The 16,076-nt window shown below is 52.5% G+C and carries 11 protein-coding genes; 7 read left to right on the plus strand and 4 right to left on the minus strand.

Annotated features, from left to right (window positions below; all coding sequences use genetic code 11):
- Nucleotides 1–2: 2 nt before the first annotated feature.
- Both sdhD and sdhC read right to left on the minus strand, forming a co-directional pair.
- Complete coding sequence (gene sdhD / locus Q8W32_RS15335; protein WP_303434532.1) at nucleotides 3–350, minus strand: succinate dehydrogenase, hydrophobic membrane anchor protein; 348 nt, start codon at nucleotides 348–350, stop codon at nucleotides 3–5.
- On the minus strand, nucleotides 344–718 hold the full coding sequence (gene sdhC / locus Q8W32_RS15340; RefSeq protein WP_303434531.1) for a succinate dehydrogenase, cytochrome b556 subunit: 375 nt from the start codon (nucleotides 716–718) through the stop codon (nucleotides 344–346). The genes sdhD and sdhC overlap by 7 nt, the downstream gene beginning before the upstream one ends.
- Before the next feature lie 358 nt (nucleotides 719–1,076).
- Between sdhC and gltA the strand changes: the two genes are divergently transcribed.
- The gene (gene gltA, locus Q8W32_RS15345) at nucleotides 1,077–2,354 is read left to right on the plus strand and encodes a citrate synthase (protein ID WP_303434530.1); all 1,278 of its coding nucleotides are present in this window, start codon (nucleotides 1,077–1,079) and stop codon (nucleotides 2,352–2,354) included.
- A gap of 420 nt (nucleotides 2,355–2,774) precedes the next feature.
- On the opposite strand, the gene Q8W32_RS15350 is transcribed toward gltA, so the two are convergent.
- Complete coding sequence (locus tag Q8W32_RS15350) at nucleotides 2,775–3,584, minus strand: MOSC domain-containing protein (RefSeq protein ID WP_305415548.1); 810 nt, start codon at nucleotides 3,582–3,584, stop codon at nucleotides 2,775–2,777.
- A 124-nt stretch (nucleotides 3,585–3,708) separates the two neighbouring features.
- Nucleotides 3,709–4,725, minus strand: coding sequence for a lipopolysaccharide heptosyltransferase I (gene waaC, locus Q8W32_RS15355; RefSeq protein WP_305415549.1), 1,017 nt, complete (start codon nucleotides 4,723–4,725; stop codon nucleotides 3,709–3,711).
- A gap of 163 nt (nucleotides 4,726–4,888) precedes the next feature.
- Between waaC and Q8W32_RS15360 the strand changes: the two genes are divergently transcribed.
- From Q8W32_RS15360 to Q8W32_RS15385, 6 genes are all read left to right on the plus strand, one after another.
- Nucleotides 4,889–5,836: a lysylphosphatidylglycerol synthase domain-containing protein gene (locus tag Q8W32_RS15360; protein WP_305415550.1), complete on the plus strand. Its 948-nt coding sequence runs from the start codon at nucleotides 4,889–4,891 to the stop codon at nucleotides 5,834–5,836.
- A gap of 112 nt (nucleotides 5,837–5,948) precedes the next feature.
- Nucleotides 5,949–7,025, plus strand: a complete 1,077-nt coding sequence (locus Q8W32_RS15365; RefSeq protein WP_303434526.1) for a glycosyltransferase family 2 protein — start codon at nucleotides 5,949–5,951, stop codon at nucleotides 7,023–7,025.
- 5 nt (nucleotides 7,026–7,030) lie between these two features.
- The gene (locus Q8W32_RS15370) at nucleotides 7,031–8,686 is read left to right on the plus strand and encodes a glycosyltransferase family 39 protein (RefSeq protein WP_305415551.1); all 1,656 of its coding nucleotides are present in this window, start codon (nucleotides 7,031–7,033) and stop codon (nucleotides 8,684–8,686) included.
- Nucleotides 8,679–9,479, plus strand: coding sequence for a phosphatase PAP2 family protein (locus tag Q8W32_RS15375; RefSeq protein WP_305415552.1), 801 nt, complete (start codon nucleotides 8,679–8,681; stop codon nucleotides 9,477–9,479). Before Q8W32_RS15370 ends, Q8W32_RS15375 begins: the two co-directional genes overlap by 8 nt.
- Before the next feature lie 242 nt (nucleotides 9,480–9,721).
- Nucleotides 9,722–10,933, plus strand: coding sequence for a beta-ketoacyl-ACP synthase I (gene fabB, locus Q8W32_RS15380; protein WP_303434523.1), 1,212 nt, complete (start codon nucleotides 9,722–9,724; stop codon nucleotides 10,931–10,933).
- A gap of 164 nt (nucleotides 10,934–11,097) precedes the next feature.
- Complete coding sequence (locus tag Q8W32_RS15385) at nucleotides 11,098–15,987, plus strand: biotin carboxylase N-terminal domain-containing protein (RefSeq protein ID WP_305415553.1); 4,890 nt, start codon at nucleotides 11,098–11,100, stop codon at nucleotides 15,985–15,987.
- Nucleotides 15,988–16,076 lie beyond the last annotated feature (89 nt).

The raw sequence follows: 16,076 nt of genomic DNA on the forward strand, positions 1-16,076 counted from the left end.
ACTCACACGCTCCAGAGGATATCGATACCCCAAACGAGGTAAACAAACAAAAAGCCGACACACACCAGCTGGAACAAGAAACGTACACCAGTATTTTTAAGGTAGTCGGTTGAAATGGTCCACATACCAACCCAGGCATGTGCACAAATAGATATCAGGGCGGCCATACTGAATACTTTCATCCAGGTCTGAGCAAACAATCCCTGCCACTGAGCGAACTGCAAATCTGGTGAAGCCACCAGAAAGCCCACAAGAAACAGTGTATAGAGGGCCAGCACAACAGCACTAGTTCGCTGTACTACCCAGTCATAAAGGCCACTACGGCCAAGATTTGTAACACTTGCTACCATACCCAAACTCCTGCCAGAAGAATCACGATCGCACCAAGTACCAGAGTAATAATGGCAGCAGTACGTCCACCTTCTTTGCTTTCACCAATTCCCATGTCCATCAACAGGTGTTTGATACCTGCCACAAAGTGGTAACCCAACGCAGACAAAATGCCCCAGGCGATGAACTTGACTATTCCGTTATCAAATGCGCTCGTCAAATTGGCGAAGCCTTCCGCAGACTCCAGTGACTCTGCCAACGCAGCCAGCATAAATGCGACAGCGAAGAACAGGATGAGACCGGAGATACGATGGATAATGGATGCTTTGGCGGGAAGAGGGAGCTCAATAGTAGTAATATCCAAGTTTGTAGGTCTATTGCTATTCACGGCTCTTTACACTCTCTTATGGGCTCACTACCCGCAAAACGGGGAGCGAGCGCGGGCTCAAGAAGACGGTCCCAACCTGTACAACTCTTGCACAAGTTTTAAGACCGCGACAAATTATAGTCATGCACCTTCTCTTTTACAAACACTTAGCACCTTGAGTTTACTACTATGGTATGTAGTGTTTACACGATGCCCAGACTCAGCGTGTCTGAATCGGGGAATATACCCTGTCGAAACAGAAAAATATGCTCGACCCCATGGTAATTGACAAAATGAGTTCACAACCTATAGTGAACCCCCTTAATTAGAGGTAACGCCTTAATTACTGGGCTTAATTTGAACAGCAGGAGGCCTATCCATGGCTGACAAAAAAGCAATACTAACGGTCGATGGCATTAAAGAATCCCTGGAATTACCTGTATATGAAGGAACCTTGGGGCCGGATGTTGTTGACGTTCGTAGCCTGACTGGCAAAGGCCTGTTTACTTACGACCCTGGTTTCGTATCCACAGCAGCCACAGAATCCAAGATTACCTATATTGATGGTGATGCCGGTGTTTTACTGCACCGCGGCTACCCTATTGAGCAACTGGCAGAGAAATCCGATTACCTGGAAACCTGCTACCTGTTGCTGCACGGCGAACTGCCATCACCAGCCGAAAAAGAAACCTTCGTCAGCACAATCAAGAACCACACCATGGTTCATGAGCAGCTGAGCCATTTCTTTAACGGTTTTCGCCGCGATGCCCACCCCATGGCCATCATGTGTGGCGTAGTGAGCGCCCTGTCTGCGTTCTATCACGACTCACTTGATATTCATGATGACAAGCACCGCGTCATTTCCGCGCATCGCCTGATTGCGAAAATGCCAACTTTGGCAGCTATGGTTTACAAATATTCCATCGGCCAGCCATTCATGTATCCGCGCAATGATCTGAGCTATTCCGAAAACTTCCTTCACATGATGTTCAATACACCATGCGAAGATCGGGAAATCAGCCCAATCCTGGCCAAGGCCATGGACCGCATCTTCCTGCTCCATGCCGATCATGAACAAAACGCTTCCACTTCGACTGTACGCCTGGCCGGCTCTACCGGTGCCAACCCGTTTGCCTGTATTGCTGCCGGTATTGCGGCACTTTGGGGCCCGGCACACGGCGGCGCCAACGAAGCAGTACTGCACATGCTGGCCGAGATTGGTGATGAATCCAACATCGACAAGTTTATTGCACGTGCCAAAGACAAGGAAGATCCTTTCCGCCTGATGGGCTTTGGTCACCGCGTATACAAAAACTTCGATCCTCGCGCCAAGGTGATGAAACAAACCTGCGACGAAGTATTGGCAGAACTCGGCATGGAAGATGATCCAATGCTGAAAATCGCCATGAAACTGGAAAAAATCGCTACCGAAGATGAATACTTCATCAAACGTGGCCTGTATCCAAACGTCGATTTCTACTCTGGCATCATCCTCAAGGCAATCGGCATTCCAACCGAACTGTTCACGGTTATCTTTGCCACTGGCCGTACGCCAGGCTGGATTGCCCACTGGAATGAAATGATCAGCAGCGACTACCGTATTGGTCGTCCGCGTCAGCTATACACTGGACATCAGCGTCGGGATTACCCAGCCTGATTTTCATAGCAATAAAAAAAGCCGCTTAATAGCGGCTTTTTTTATGCAAACAAACTTCTCATATAATCGTTTTCCCTACACCAGAATCAGCACTCTCATTAATAAAAACACCTATTGATTCAATAAGAATTTTCAATAATTGATATTTTCTTTATAGATCTTGGTCGTATATGAGCGCCACTGACTGGCCATATCAACAGACCGGCTTTAATACTTTTTATATCAGCCAGACAAAAGTAAAGCCGACCAATGGCTATATAACATAGCGAGAAAAGACAAATATCCAGAAGAAACTTCCCGGCAGGTTCATCGTATTTCACCTTTCATCCATCGTACTGATGACACTAAAGTCGCAAATTTCACCCTCGTCAGCTCAGTGCCCACCCGCAATAACGGACAAAGTTGCCAAATGTTACACCATCAGGCCACCACGACAGCCAGTGAATCCCCTGCCGCCAACACCTTAATCCGCTCAACCAGCGCGTTTTGTCCAAATATCAAGCGTCGATCAATCAGGCAATGCTGCTTCAAAGCCGCCACAACGTCAGGCTGGCGCTGTTGGGTCAGAAGGTCTCGAGTCGGTATCACACAACGTTCACAGGGTTTGACCAGTAACAACTGCCCTTCATCATGAGTCAAAGCCTGCCATTGCTGCTCTGCAAATGCCTCCCCACCCCGTACCACCACATTGGGCCGAAAGCGCAGCATATCGATGTCCAGCCCAGCACTTTGACTCAAGGTCGCCAAGGACTCCTCACTGGTCACCAACAAAGGGAAACCATCAGCAAAACCAACCCACTGTCCGACGCTGGCACACTCCCGGTCGACCTGACGATGACTCTCGGGCGGCATAAACACCAGTCGTGCCGGTTTGCCCAATACTTCCGTCAGCCAGTTGGCCGCCAGATCTCCGCAATCCAGTGCTTCCGCCTTGTCCGACCAGACAGAAACGGTCAGCTGCCGACTACTGGCACTGGGAGGATCAACCACCAGGTCTTCCATTCCATCCATCCCCAGAGTCAGCACACCTTGCTGCAACCGGGTCTGGATACTCGCCATCACAGGCAACCGGCGCTGAGTCAAAAACTCACCTTCCGGATCAACAATCATATAGCGACGATCTCCTACCGGCCCTTGATGATCAAAGGTCAGACGATCAACCCGATAGCCGGCACAGGATTTGACCGGATACAAATACAGATCAGCAATTTCTATGGTTTGTGCTGTCATGGTAGCCCTCCGGCTGACATATTCTGGTAAAAAATAACGATGCCACAAAAAGCCATACAGACGCCAATCGAGACTTGCCATGATGCCCATTGAGGCAGGCAACCACAGGCCGTCGCCACCCCCTTCACATCCTTGCCAGTACTGCTTGCATCACTGCTGCAGGAGTTATCTGCTGATAACACGGCGGCTGAATATCGCCGCTTCCCGGGTGCAGGCAGCGTTTTGACAAACAGGGGGCGCATGAGTAATCACTTTTTAATACCGTCATGGCAGGCCCCAGGGCCCCGGTCAGGGAAGCATCGGTAGCACCATAAATAGCCACTGCCGGAATTTCCAGAGCGGCGGCCACATGGCTCAAGCCGGTATCCACTCCCACAATGGCTTCAGCATGAGCCAGATAGGCAGTCAAGGAGTCCAATCCCATGCGAGGTAGTACGCTGACACCCTCCACCCCATCAGCGATGGCCATTGCCCGCTGATGTTCTTCTTCATTACCCCAAGGCAATACCACCTGGCGGCCACTGGCAACCACATCCGTTGCCAGCTGACGCCAATAATCCTCCGGCCACAATTTGGTGACCCAGGTTGTGCCGTGCAAAAACAGCCAATAACTGGCCTCTATGTCCGGAGCCTGCCAGCGATGGCGATCCACCCCATAACTGAAGGGGTACTGTGTTTCATCGTAGCCCAGTGCCATCGCAAACAAGCGCCGCAAGCGATGGATGGCATGTTCCCCTCGCGCCACAGACAGAGTCTGGTCATACGCTCGTGCTGCCAGAGGTTCCCGGGCGCTGTGACGATCCAGCCCTACTTTGCGACCACACGCCAGTCGAGTAATCAGCGCACTTTTAATCAATCCCTGGGCATCCATCACAAGATCGTACCGGGTTGATTTCATTTGCTGGTAAAACGCGCGCATTTCCGCCCGGTTATGCGCTGCCAGCGGCTGCTTGCGCCAACGCCGCCAGGCCACCGGAATAACCTTGTCGACCACCGGATGCCAGGCAGGAATATCTGCAAAAGCCTCCTCGACCACCCAGTCGACCGATAAACCAGGCAAAGCCCGGCGAGCATCTTCCAAGGCAGGCAAGGTATGAAAGACATCCCCCAATGATGAGGTTTTAATCAGCAGAATTTTCACAACAGCACCCAACTACACAGTTGCGCGGAAAGTACCGCCTGCCTGCCCAGGATGCAAATTTTGCTGCTCCCCGGACACGCCTTTCTTGACAAGCCCCACCGGCAGCGCAAGTATCGCTGCCCCGGCAAACCTCACCCGCCTTGCTCACAGGAACCGTCATTACATGCTGCTCAGATCGTGGAAATTCTGGATAAGCCTCGCCATTCTGCTGGTCTTTGCCATTGTGGTTGAACGCAGTTATGGCTGGATCGCAGTACTGGCCAGCTGGCAACGTATATCGGCGGCAGAGCTGGCCGTTGCAGTCACCCTGATGCTGGTCAGCTATTTGCTGCGGGCATTCCGCTTCTACGACTTTTTTAATTCATACTGCCACGGCCACTGGTGGCGGCTGACCCGCATTACCGTATTACATAACTTTTTTAACAACCTGTTGCCCATGCGCAGCGGTGAGGCGGCATTCCCGATGCTGATGAAAACCCATTTCAGCTGCCCGGTACGCCATAGCTTGCCTGCGCTGTTATGGCTACGACTGCTGGATCTTTATGTCTTGCTGGCACTGGCGGTCTGGACCTTGAGTGATCTGCCCGGCAACCCGATCTCCGTTGATCCCGCACATGTCTGGCTGTGGCAAGCTGGCTTGCTGGTTTTACCGTTATTGGTTTTACCGGTACAGAATCGTATCCGTCAGCTGTTAGCCAGTCACCCGGGTTCCGTTGCCAACAAACTCGCTGACCTGATGCAGGCCCTGCCTTCGTCGCCCTGGCCGTTTATTCGTGCCTTGTTATGGACGCTGGTCAACTGGGTACTAAAGCTGGCAATTTACGCTTGGGTGTTGCAACAATTTATTACACTCAGTTTTGGGCAATCCTGGGTCGGTGCCAGTACCGGAGAGCTCAGCAGTATTCTGCCGATTCATGGTGTCGCAGGTGCAGGGACATACGAAGCAGGTATTGTCGCCGGATTGTTGCCCTGGCAACTGGACACCGCAGCAGTCCTGGCCGCGGCTGTTAACCTGCATCTCTTTGTACTCGGTTGCACCCTGCTGCTGACCGCCATAATCACCCTGGCCACCAGCCGCTTGGGCAATCGGCGCAGCAGTACAAATACCTAGGTATCCAGGGGTTGAAAGATTAATTGCATCTATGCAACGGTTGCCTCGTTTTATCACTCGGCGCTTTTGGGTATCATCCGCGGACTTTTAAAGTCTGCAGAGTGGTAACCCCGTGATAGATTGTAGCAAGCCGTCCTTGTCCATCGTTATTCCCATGTACAACGAAATTGACAATGTCGGCCCCATGGTTGCCCGGGTACATGAAGCCCTGATCAGCTATCAGGGTTACTGGGAACTACTGGTGGTGGATGATGGCAGTAACGATGGCACCCCCCAGGCACTGCACCGCGAAGCGGAACAATATGGCCCTCATGTCCGGGTCATTGAATTACGCCGTAACTTTGGCCAAACAGCTGCCATGCAGGCGGGCATCGACGAGGCTCGAGGTGAGATGATCGCCACGCTGGATGGTGACCTGCAAAATGATCCCGCCGATATTCCCCGCATGATTGATCACCTGATCGAAAAAGACCTCGACCTGCTCACCGGCTGGCGTAAAAATCGCAAGGACGACCTGGTGATGCGCAAAATTCCGTCTCGCATCGCCAACCGCCTGATCGGCAAGATTACCGGTGTACGGATTAATGACTATGGCTGCTCACTGAAAGTCTATCGGGCTGCCATTATCAAGCAAGTACGCCTGTACGGTGAAATGCACCGCTTTATCCCTGCCTGGGTCGCTGCGGTTGTGCCTCCCAGCCGGATCGGTGAAATTGTTGTCACCCATAATGCCCGCACCGCAGGTACCTCCAAATACGGCATTTCCCGTACTTTCCGGGTGATTCTCGATTTGTTGTCGGTTTACTTTTTTATGCGCTACCGCGCCCGTCCAGGCCACTTTTTTGGCATGATCGGTTTGGGCATGGGATCGATTGGTACGTTGTTATTAATGTATCTGGCAGTGATCAAGTTCGGCTTTGGTGAAGATATTGGTAGCCGCCCTCTTTTTCTGATCGCGGTGGTCTGTGTTATCGCGGCGCTGCAATTCCTTACCACCGGCGTCATGTCTGAGCTCATTTCACGTACCTACTTTGAGTCATCACAGCGGCAGCAGCATCAGTATATTATCTATAATCGCGATGGCGCTTCCGACGACAAGGAAGCCTGCTGGGCAGCTCCCGGCCAGGTGATTGTTGAAGCATCCACTCCTGAAGCCAATTCAGATAACGACGTCAGCAGTCAGGGCTGATTGCGATGAAAATACCACTCCCCACAGCGTTGCCGCTGTGGTTGCTGCCCGTGCTGATCGGATTTTTTTCCCTTAATCTGGGCGGCTATTTGCTGTTTGATCATGACGAAGGCGCTTTCAGTGAAGCCACTCGCGGCATGTTTGAGCGTGGCGATTTTATCACGACCTGGTTGAACGACCGGGTACGGTTCGACAAACCGATCCTGATTTACTGGCTGCAAGCCATCTCGATATCCCTGTTTGGCACGGAGGTCTGGGCTTTCCGCTTGCCTTCTGTGCTGGCAGGGATTGGCTGGTCTTTGTCGGTGTTTGCCTTTGCGCGTCGTTATATCAGCCGCGATACCGGCATCGCCGCTGCCATCATCTGTGCCAGCGCCCTCGGCATCAATATGATCTCCCACGTGGCCACGGCGGATGCGTTACTCAACCTGATTCTCACCGCTACGTTGCTGCTGATGTATCACCACAGCCAACTCAGCCTGGTGCAGCCTGAATCCCCCGGTACCCGGCAGGTGCTTTACGGTATCTATGCCCTGATGGCACTGGGTGTACTTACCAAGGGGCCGGTCGCCGTCGCGATTCCCCTGGTGGTCAGTGTGATTTTTTATCTCTGGAGTGGCCAGCGTACTGCCCTGCTGAAAGCACTGTTTTTTGTACCGGGCTGGCTGTTGTTTCTGGTCATTGCGGCACCTTGGTACATCGCCGAATACCTGGCTCAAGGGCAGGCGTTTATTGACGGTTTTTTCTTTAAACACAACGTCAATCGCTTTAACAATGCCATGGAAGGTCATGATGGTGGCTTGTTGTTTTACCCACTGGTATTGCCTTTTGTGCTGGCTCCTTTTGGGCCGCTGCTGCTGCGTATGCTGCCCAGCATCACAAGTGTTACGCGGGAGCCGCTCAACCGGTTCTTATGGATCTGGTTCTTGTTTGTCCTGATCCTGTTCAGCCTTGCCAGCACCAAATTACCCCACTACATATTGTATGGCTGCACGCCGCTGGTGTTATTGATGGCCCGTTATCGCTTTCACCTGCGTCGCCGTTGGCTGGTCGCCATACTGCCCTTGCTGTTTTTTGCGCTGATGGCGGCTTTTCCCTTACTGATCCCTTCGATCAAGGCTGGATTGACCAATCCGATCGAAATCGAAACGGCAGAACGTGCCGCTCTCTACGTCAATCAGGATTTTGCCATTATTGCAGCGGTGTTTGGCCTGCTCTCACTCCTGGCCATACTCTGGAAGCGTCTGCCAATCTGGCACGGTCTGTTGGTTACTGGAGCACTCCAGACCCTGTTTGTCTGGTATGTATTCGCTCCGGCCTTCAGTGAAGCACAACAACGCCCTATTCATGACGCAGCGATGTTTGTGCGCCAGCTGGGCCTTGATGTGGTCACCCAGTCAATTGATACCCCCAGTTTTAACGTCTATCTCGACCGGGTAACACCACGCCGGTCACTGGAGCCCGGCGAGATCGGTTTTGGCCGGATCGACCGCGTCCAGAAAATCGATGATTACCAGCTGCTGTTCCAGTCTGGCCCCATCGTTATTATTCGCCGACCAGATAACACCGCAGGCGAGGCAGCCGAGCCGATCTCCACTCATGACCCGGCAGCGGCAACCCAACAAACACCGCCTCCAGCAACAGAGACCCTTGATGACTGATACCTGTTTGCCACTAGCGCGCCGTCATCTGCTGCCATTACTGGTAGCAGCCGCTCTGTTATTGCTGTTCGCTCTGGTGGTCGCTTTAACCGGCACCAATGCGGCCCTGTTTCTGATGCTGAATCAGGATGCTGGCCTGCTCCCTAATGCCTTGTGGGCAAATCTGACCTTCACCGCCGATACGGTCTTTGCCATGTCATTGTTGTTGCTGGTCGCCAGCTTCCGCCCGGCCCTGTTCGCCCCCAGCCTGTTATTATTGGTACTCGGCACTCTGTTTGTGCACGGCGGCAAAGCCTTGTTTGATGCTGCCCGCCCTGCGGCGGTACTGGTATCCGACAGTTTTCAGATTATTGGCCCGGTATTGCGCCATCACAGCTTCCCTTCTGGCCATTCGTTTACCGCACTGGGCGCCTGGACCCTGGTAATTCTGGCTGTACCACCGCGCGGGCTAATGCCTCTGCTTACTCTTGCCCTGCTGGCAGCGGCCAGCCGTATCGCCGTTGGTGCCCACTGGCCACTCGATGTACTGGTGGGGTCAGCCTGCGGAATTCTGATGGCTTGCTTGTCTGCCTGGCTGGTGCAAGCATTTGCCTGGTTGCGTCGCCCGGCGGTCTTGTTTAGCTCGGCGGCATTATTAACCATTGCAGCCGTCTATATGCCCTTTTTTGACAGCCGCTACCCCGATACCCGGCTCTTGGCGACGGTGATGGCGCTTGTCACGCTCTCGACTGCCGCCGCAAAATTCTGGTGGCCTAGGGTGCAGCAGGCCAAAACACCATCATCCCTTGATTGAGATCAACACGACTGGGCTGGCGACATTGTCAGCCGGCAATCGGCTCTGACATTTGATTACCGATTCTCAGTTAAGGATATTTTTCTTTATCCATTTTTGCCGTCTGCTATATAGTAACCGCCAATTTCATGGAAATTGGGCCTTTAGACGGTTCATTACTTCTTTTTGAAACAATAATTCAACGTGTTTGTCGTACACTGGCACGTCAAAGCACAAACAATAAACTGTTCAGAGATCTGGTTATGCGTCGAGTGGTAGTTACAGGTATTGGTATTGTTGGTTGCCTCGGAAACAACAAGGACGAGGTGCTGGCATCATTGCGTGAGCAGCGCTCCGGCATCCGTTTTATTCCGGAATATGCTGAGCAGGGGATGCGCAGCCATGTTGCCGGCCGCCCCCAAATCAACCTCTCGGAACACATCGACCGTAAACTCTTCCGTTTTATGGGTGATTCTGCGGCTTATTCCTATCTTTCACTGAAAGAAGCCATTGAAGATGCGGGCCTGAGTGAAGAGATGGTGAGCAATCCCCGCACCGGCCTGGTTGCCGGTTCCGGCGGAGCATCCACCAGCGATACAGTTGAGTCTGTCGATATCCTGCGCACCAAGGGTATCCGTAAGGTTGGCCCTTACCGCGTCACCCGCACCATGGGCTCTACAGTATCGGCTAACCTGGCCACGCCATTCAGCATCAAGGGCGTGAATTACTCCATGACGTCGGCCTGTGCCACCAGTTCACATTGTATTGGTCACGGTATGGAACTGATTCAATGGGGCAAACAGGACATCGTTTTTGCCGGTGGTGGTGAAGAGGAGCATTGGTCTCTCTCCATGCAGTTTGATGCCATGGGTGCGTTGTCGAGCAAGTACAACGACACACCGGAAAGCGCTTCCCGTGCCTATGACAGCACCCGTGACGGTTTTGTTATCGCCGGTGGTGGTGCCATGGTCGTTCTGGAAGAGTACGAGCATGCCGTTGCTCGTGGTGCAACAATCTACGCTGAACTGATTGGCTACTCCGCTACATCCGATGGTGCCGATATGGTCGCCCCATCCGGTGAAGGCGCTGTTCGTTGCATGAAAGATGCCCTGCAAATGGCTGGCAACCCAACCATCGATTACCTGAACACCCACGGCACCAGCACACCGGCAGGTGATATCACTGAACTGAAAGCCGTTGGTCTGGCCTTTGATGGCCAGGTTCCTCCTATCAGCTCCACCAAATCCCTGACTGGCCACTCTCTGGGTGCTGCTGGCGCACAAGAAGCTATTTATTCTATCTTGATGATGAAACACGGATTTATCACTGGCAGTGCCAATATCTCTGAACTCGATGAAGGGGCCAGTGATTATCCGATCGTTCGCGACAACCGTGACGCCGAATTAAAAACTGTGATGTCCAACAGTTTTGGTTTTGGCGGCACCAACGCGGCGTTGATATTCAAGGCTCTCTGAGCCTGATCTGGGAGCAAGGCACCAGCGCAGTTGCTCCCGTATTCGCATTTAACAGCCCGTCTCTGCGCTCGAACTATGTCCGACCGTAGTTTCGGGCTTGTTTGGTCTGGTAAGTACCCTGCCAGCTCAGCCCGATGATCGGCATATTACGGAATTGATCAACCATGTCTGAACAAAACAAACCTAAAGAAATAGACCAGCTGTTTCAAATCGCTGAACAACTTGCGGCAGATTCCTCTCTCTTCCCTGAATATGAGGACAACGCCGTTGACCATAGCGTCAAAGGGCTGGTCGATCCAAAGCATTGCAAAACCGAGCTGGCTCGCCTGAGTACACTGAACATCGATGAATATATCGAACAGGTTGTTACTCCCAGCGAAAGCAACCAGCGCCCCGGTGCCAAATCAGTGGTTGGTCATCTGATTCTGCGTGTTATTACTGAAGTAGACGACGGTCCATTGTACGCCACAGAAGCCGATATGGACTTTAACGGCAAAATTCGCCGCGTCGGTTTTATCTGTCAAAACCGTGAACACAGCAATGGTTCCTGGGGACCGTCCCATCACAACCGGGCCGCCCAGCTGGCACGTTCCTATGCCCAGCGCGCCATGCCGATTGTCACTTTTATTGACACCCCGGGAGCCGATGCCGGAGAACAAGCCAACGCTGGCAACCAGGCGCACAGCATCTCTCACCTGATCACCGAAATGGCCAACAAGGATGTGCCCACATTAGGTATTATCTGGGGGGCCGGTTATTCTGGTGGTGCCATTCCATTGGCAACCACCAACATTTTGCTGACCATCCGTGATGGTATTTTTAACACCATTCAGCCTCAGGGTCTGGCCAGCATTGCTCGCAAGTACAACCTGTCCTGGCAAGAATGCGCCAAATACGTCGGTGTCTCCGGCTATGAGTTGCGCAAAGCCGGCATTATTGATGGCATTATTGACTACGCCCCGTCCGATGCAGACGAAAAACGTTTTAACCTGCACCAGGCCATTGTGACCGGCGTTCAATCGATCGAAAGCAATGCAGCTGAATTTGCCAAAAATCACCCGTATATGATGGATCATTACAAGCAGTCGGTAGACCGCTTCCTGACGCCATCCGACAACCTGCAAAAACTGCAAAAAGACGCCAACTTCTTTCTTGCTGAAACACCAACCGAACACATCAACGTGTTTGGTCTGACGTACCGCTACACCCGTTACCTGACCTTGCGCCGCCGCATTCACTCCAGCACCGTTGAAAACTACGGCCGTCTGGCAGAAAAAGAGATTCCGGAAGGCCAACTGCAACAGCGTCAAGCTGCAGAAGCCAAACGCAAATTCCAGAACTGGCTACAGGCACCGGAAAAAATCGTCTATGACGATGCCCTGCATAAAAGCTGGAAATCCTTCTGGAGCAAATACGAAGATCGTGACGAGAGCCGCTCGACGATTGTCCGTCTGTTCCTCGGTGAGCCGAAAAACAATTACCTGAAATCCAAGCAGGAACTGTGCTTCAAGCTTGGCCTGTACCTGTTCAATCGCTGGAAATCCGATGCCCCGGTCAACTTCCAGGGGCTGCTGGATTACCTCGAGGATTACAAACAAAGCCGCTTCCTGATCCGTGCTGATGACGTTCTCGACACTCAGGCCGTTGCACATTTTATCGAGAACAATCCCCACCCGCTGGCAAGCTATATTCGCGAACAGTTACCGCACGATGTGCATCAGGAACTGACCGAAGGCCTGAAAAAGGAAAAATCCAAAGGTGCCCTGAAGCAATCCATTGCCTCTGCCCTGAATATTATCCTGCAGGGTGTCTTGATCCCGGAAGGCGTGCGCACCGAGTTAAAGCTTTCCAGCCGGACCGATGCCCTTGCCAATGACATAAGCAGCGCTCGGGTAGAAGCTAACCGCCGCATTCTGGAAGAATCTCTGGCGCCTTACATCCAGTTTCGCCAGGAAAACATCCAGAACCCACAGCATCCTGATATCACCATTCTGGATGCCATCTTGCATGACGAACTGCGTTACGAGTTCACACAAGTCTGTAAGAACATGCTGGTGTTTGGTCAACTGTATGACAACTTCATCAACAACCTGGTGAACGTTGCCAAGGAAGCCAACGAAGCCCGTGCCCTGTCACTGGAATCGCTCAAGGCCCTGCTGGAAAAATCCCTGGCCGAAGCCACGGTCGGAGACACCTATACCGAACAGGAACGGGAATCCTTTACCCACTGGCTGAGCTACTTTATCAAGAGCAGCCAACGCGGTCCCTTCCTCAAGTCCGTTGAAGAGTGGAAAAAACTGGCCTTCCCACGCCTGTCTGACACCTTGTTTGTAGTCATTACCTTTATCTTCGAGAAACTGTTGCCCGAGTACCACGCAACAGACCAGGAAGGCAAAGCCTACAGTGGCCGTATCAACCCGGTTTCCATTGGTCGTCGTAAAGACTTCTGGAACCGCTTGACCATGGCCTACCATGACTTGCTGATCCAGCAGGTTCTGGACGATACCAAACGCCAGAAAAAAACCTCGCCCAACGCATTGATCGAGCGCTTTTTCAGCGACTTCCAGGAGCTCAACAGCAGCCTGATGTCCGCCGACCCGACATCATTCCCGGGTTTCCGCAGCTCAATCGAAACAGCGCTGAAAAAAGATATCCAACCTTGCGGTGTGATTACCGGTATTGGCACCATTCATATTGGCGAACGCGAACAGCAAGTGGGCGCTCTGGTATCCAACCTGGACTTCCAGGCCGGTGCCTTTGATATGGCGGCGGCCGAGAAATTCTGCAAACTGATGGTCGAATGCGCCAAGCTGCATTTGCCCATCGTCTGCTTTGTCTCTTCCGGTGGCATGCAAACCAAGGAAGGCGCTGCAGCACTGTTCTCCATGGCAGTGACCAACGATCGAATTACCCGCTTTGTTCGTGACAACGAATTACCACTGGTGGTATTCGGCTTTGGCGACTGTACCGGTGGAGCACAAGCCAGCTTTGTCACCCACCCATTGGCGCAAACGTATTACTTCTCCGGCACCAATATGCCATTTGCTGGCCAGATTGTTGTGCCCTCTTACTTGCCAAGCACCTGCACCCTGTCCAACTACCTGTCCGTGTCACCCCAATCCATGGACGGTCTGGTACGTCACCCGTTCTTTGACACCCTGGATGACCAGCTCCGGGCCATTGATCCGGATATGCCAGTGGCTCGTCACTCTGTTAATGATGTACTGGAGCGTGTATTACAGGGTTATGTCAGTGCCGAACGCCTGACACCTGACACCGGCAAAGGCTCTACCGCCACCAAGAAATTTGGCAAAATCGATAAAGTCCTGATTCACGCCCGTGGCTGTACCGCAGTCAAACTGATCCGCAAGGCACAGGAAAACGATATCAAGGTCGTTCTGGTACAGTCTGACCCGGATATGGAATCAGTACCGGTCGATATGCTGGGGCCTGAAGATCGCGTTGTGTGTATCGGTGGTAACACCCCGGACGAATCCTATCTGAACGCCAAATCCGTACTGCGGGTAGCGCACCACGAAAATGTGACGGCATTGCACCCAGGGATCGGCTTCCTTTCAGAGAGCAGCCAGTTTGCTGCCCTGTGTGGTAACCACGACATCAACTTTGTTGGCCCGGCCGTTTCCTCAATGGAAACCATGGGTAACAAATCCAACGCCATCAATACCGCCATGCGGGTACAGGTACCGGTAGTACCTGGATCTCATGGCATTCTGACCAGCTCAGCCAATGCGGCAGCGGTAGCAGATGAAATTGGTTATCCGGTGCTGTTAAAAGCCGTACACGGCGGTGGTGGTAAAGGTATTCAGGTTGTTCATTCAGCCGACAAGATGCATACCCTGTTCCACCAGATTTCTACTGAAGCCAAAGCCGCTTTTGGTAACGGTGACGTGTATCTGGAAAAATTTGTCACCTCCCTGCGCCATATCGAAATCCAGGTGCTGCGCGACATGCATGGCAATACCAAGATTCTCGGTCTGCGTGACTGCTCGGTACAACGGAACAACCAGAAGATTTTTGAAGAATCTGGCTCCACCATGTTACCGCGCGAACTGGAACAAGCTGCTTACGACTTTGCTGCCAAGCTGGCCGATGCTGTCGATTATGTCGGTGCCGGTACGGTTGAATTTATTTTCGACCTCGACGCCGACACCATTTACTTCATGGAAATGAACACCCGCTTGCAGGTTGAGCATCCCGTGACCGAATGGGTATCTGGCATCGACATTGTTTCCACCCAGTTCAAGATCGCTGAAGGTGAATCCATTGCCGACCTGAAACCGGTCTCCAAAGGTTATGCCATTGAAGTACGTATCAATGCTGAGAAACCGGTATTCAAGGGTGAAGAGCTGCAGTTCGTTCCAACCCCGGGCACCATTCAGCAATGCGTCTTGCCTAAGGAAGATTATATCGACCTGATTTCCATGGCAGCTGCTGGCAAACAGGTATCCCCCTTCTACGACAGCATGATCGTGCAGATTATCTGTTATGGCGAAGACCGGGACGACACCATTGCCAAGCTGCGTGAATACCTGGATCGCGTCAAGATCACTGGCGTATGCACCAACATCCCGACGGCCAAACGCGTTCTGGATGATGAGGTATTCCGCAATGGGATTTACGATACCGGTTATCTGCCGAAATTCCTCGATCGCATCGATCTGGATGAGCTGATCGCCGACGTGGACAAAGAAGCGGACCTCTCAGCCAATGCCGTCGACGCCTCTGCCCTGAAGATCGAAGGCTCGGATGAATTGAAAGTACTGTCGCCCACCACCAGCATCTTCTATGGCTCGTCTTCGCCCAGCGAACCGGCCTTCGTCAAGGAAGGCGATATCATCGACGTTGAGCACACGCTCTGCCTGATGGAAGCCATGAAAATGTTTACCCCTCTGAGCCTGAAACAGTTCAACCGCGCTGGCGCTGACCTGTACCCGGCCAATCAGAAGTTCAAGGTTACCCGTATCATGAACTCCGATGGCCAACAGGTGAATCAGGGTGACTTGCTGTACGTCGTCAAGCCGATCCAGGAATAACAGTCGACAAATGATCATGACTCCGGTTATCAGCTCACTTGAGCGGATAACCGGAAGTTTTGCTTCTGTTACTGCTGTTGATGACCCTG

It is taken from the genome of Oceanobacter sp. 3_MG-2023, from assembly GCF_030688925.1.
In the GTDB taxonomy this organism is placed as follows: Bacteria; Pseudomonadota; Gammaproteobacteria; order Pseudomonadales; family Oceanobacteraceae; genus Oceanobacter.

Excerpts from the sequence above, each read along its gene's own strand:
- Q8W32_RS15375 (WP_305415552.1), top strand. The coding sequence starts at position 8,679 with ATGACTGATACCTGTTTGCCACTAGCGCGCCGTCATCTGCTGCCATTA.
- Q8W32_RS15385 (WP_305415553.1), top strand. The coding sequence starts at position 11,098 with ATGTCTGAACAAAACAAACCTAAAGAAATAGACCAGCTGTTTCAAATC.
- sdhD (WP_303434532.1), bottom strand. The coding sequence starts at position 350 with ATGGTAGCAAGTGTTACAAATCTTGGCCGTAGTGGCCTTTATGACTGG.
- gltA (WP_303434530.1), top strand. The coding sequence starts at position 1,077 with ATGGCTGACAAAAAAGCAATACTAACGGTCGATGGCATTAAAGAATCC.
- Q8W32_RS15370 (WP_305415551.1), top strand. The coding sequence starts at position 7,031 with ATGAAAATACCACTCCCCACAGCGTTGCCGCTGTGGTTGCTGCCCGTG.
- fabB (WP_303434523.1), top strand. The coding sequence starts at position 9,722 with ATGCGTCGAGTGGTAGTTACAGGTATTGGTATTGTTGGTTGCCTCGGA.
- Q8W32_RS15350 (WP_305415548.1), bottom strand. The coding sequence starts at position 3,584 with ATGACAGCACAAACCATAGAAATTGCTGATCTGTATTTGTATCCGGTC.
- Q8W32_RS15360 (WP_305415550.1), top strand. The coding sequence starts at position 4,889 with ATGCTGCTCAGATCGTGGAAATTCTGGATAAGCCTCGCCATTCTGCTG.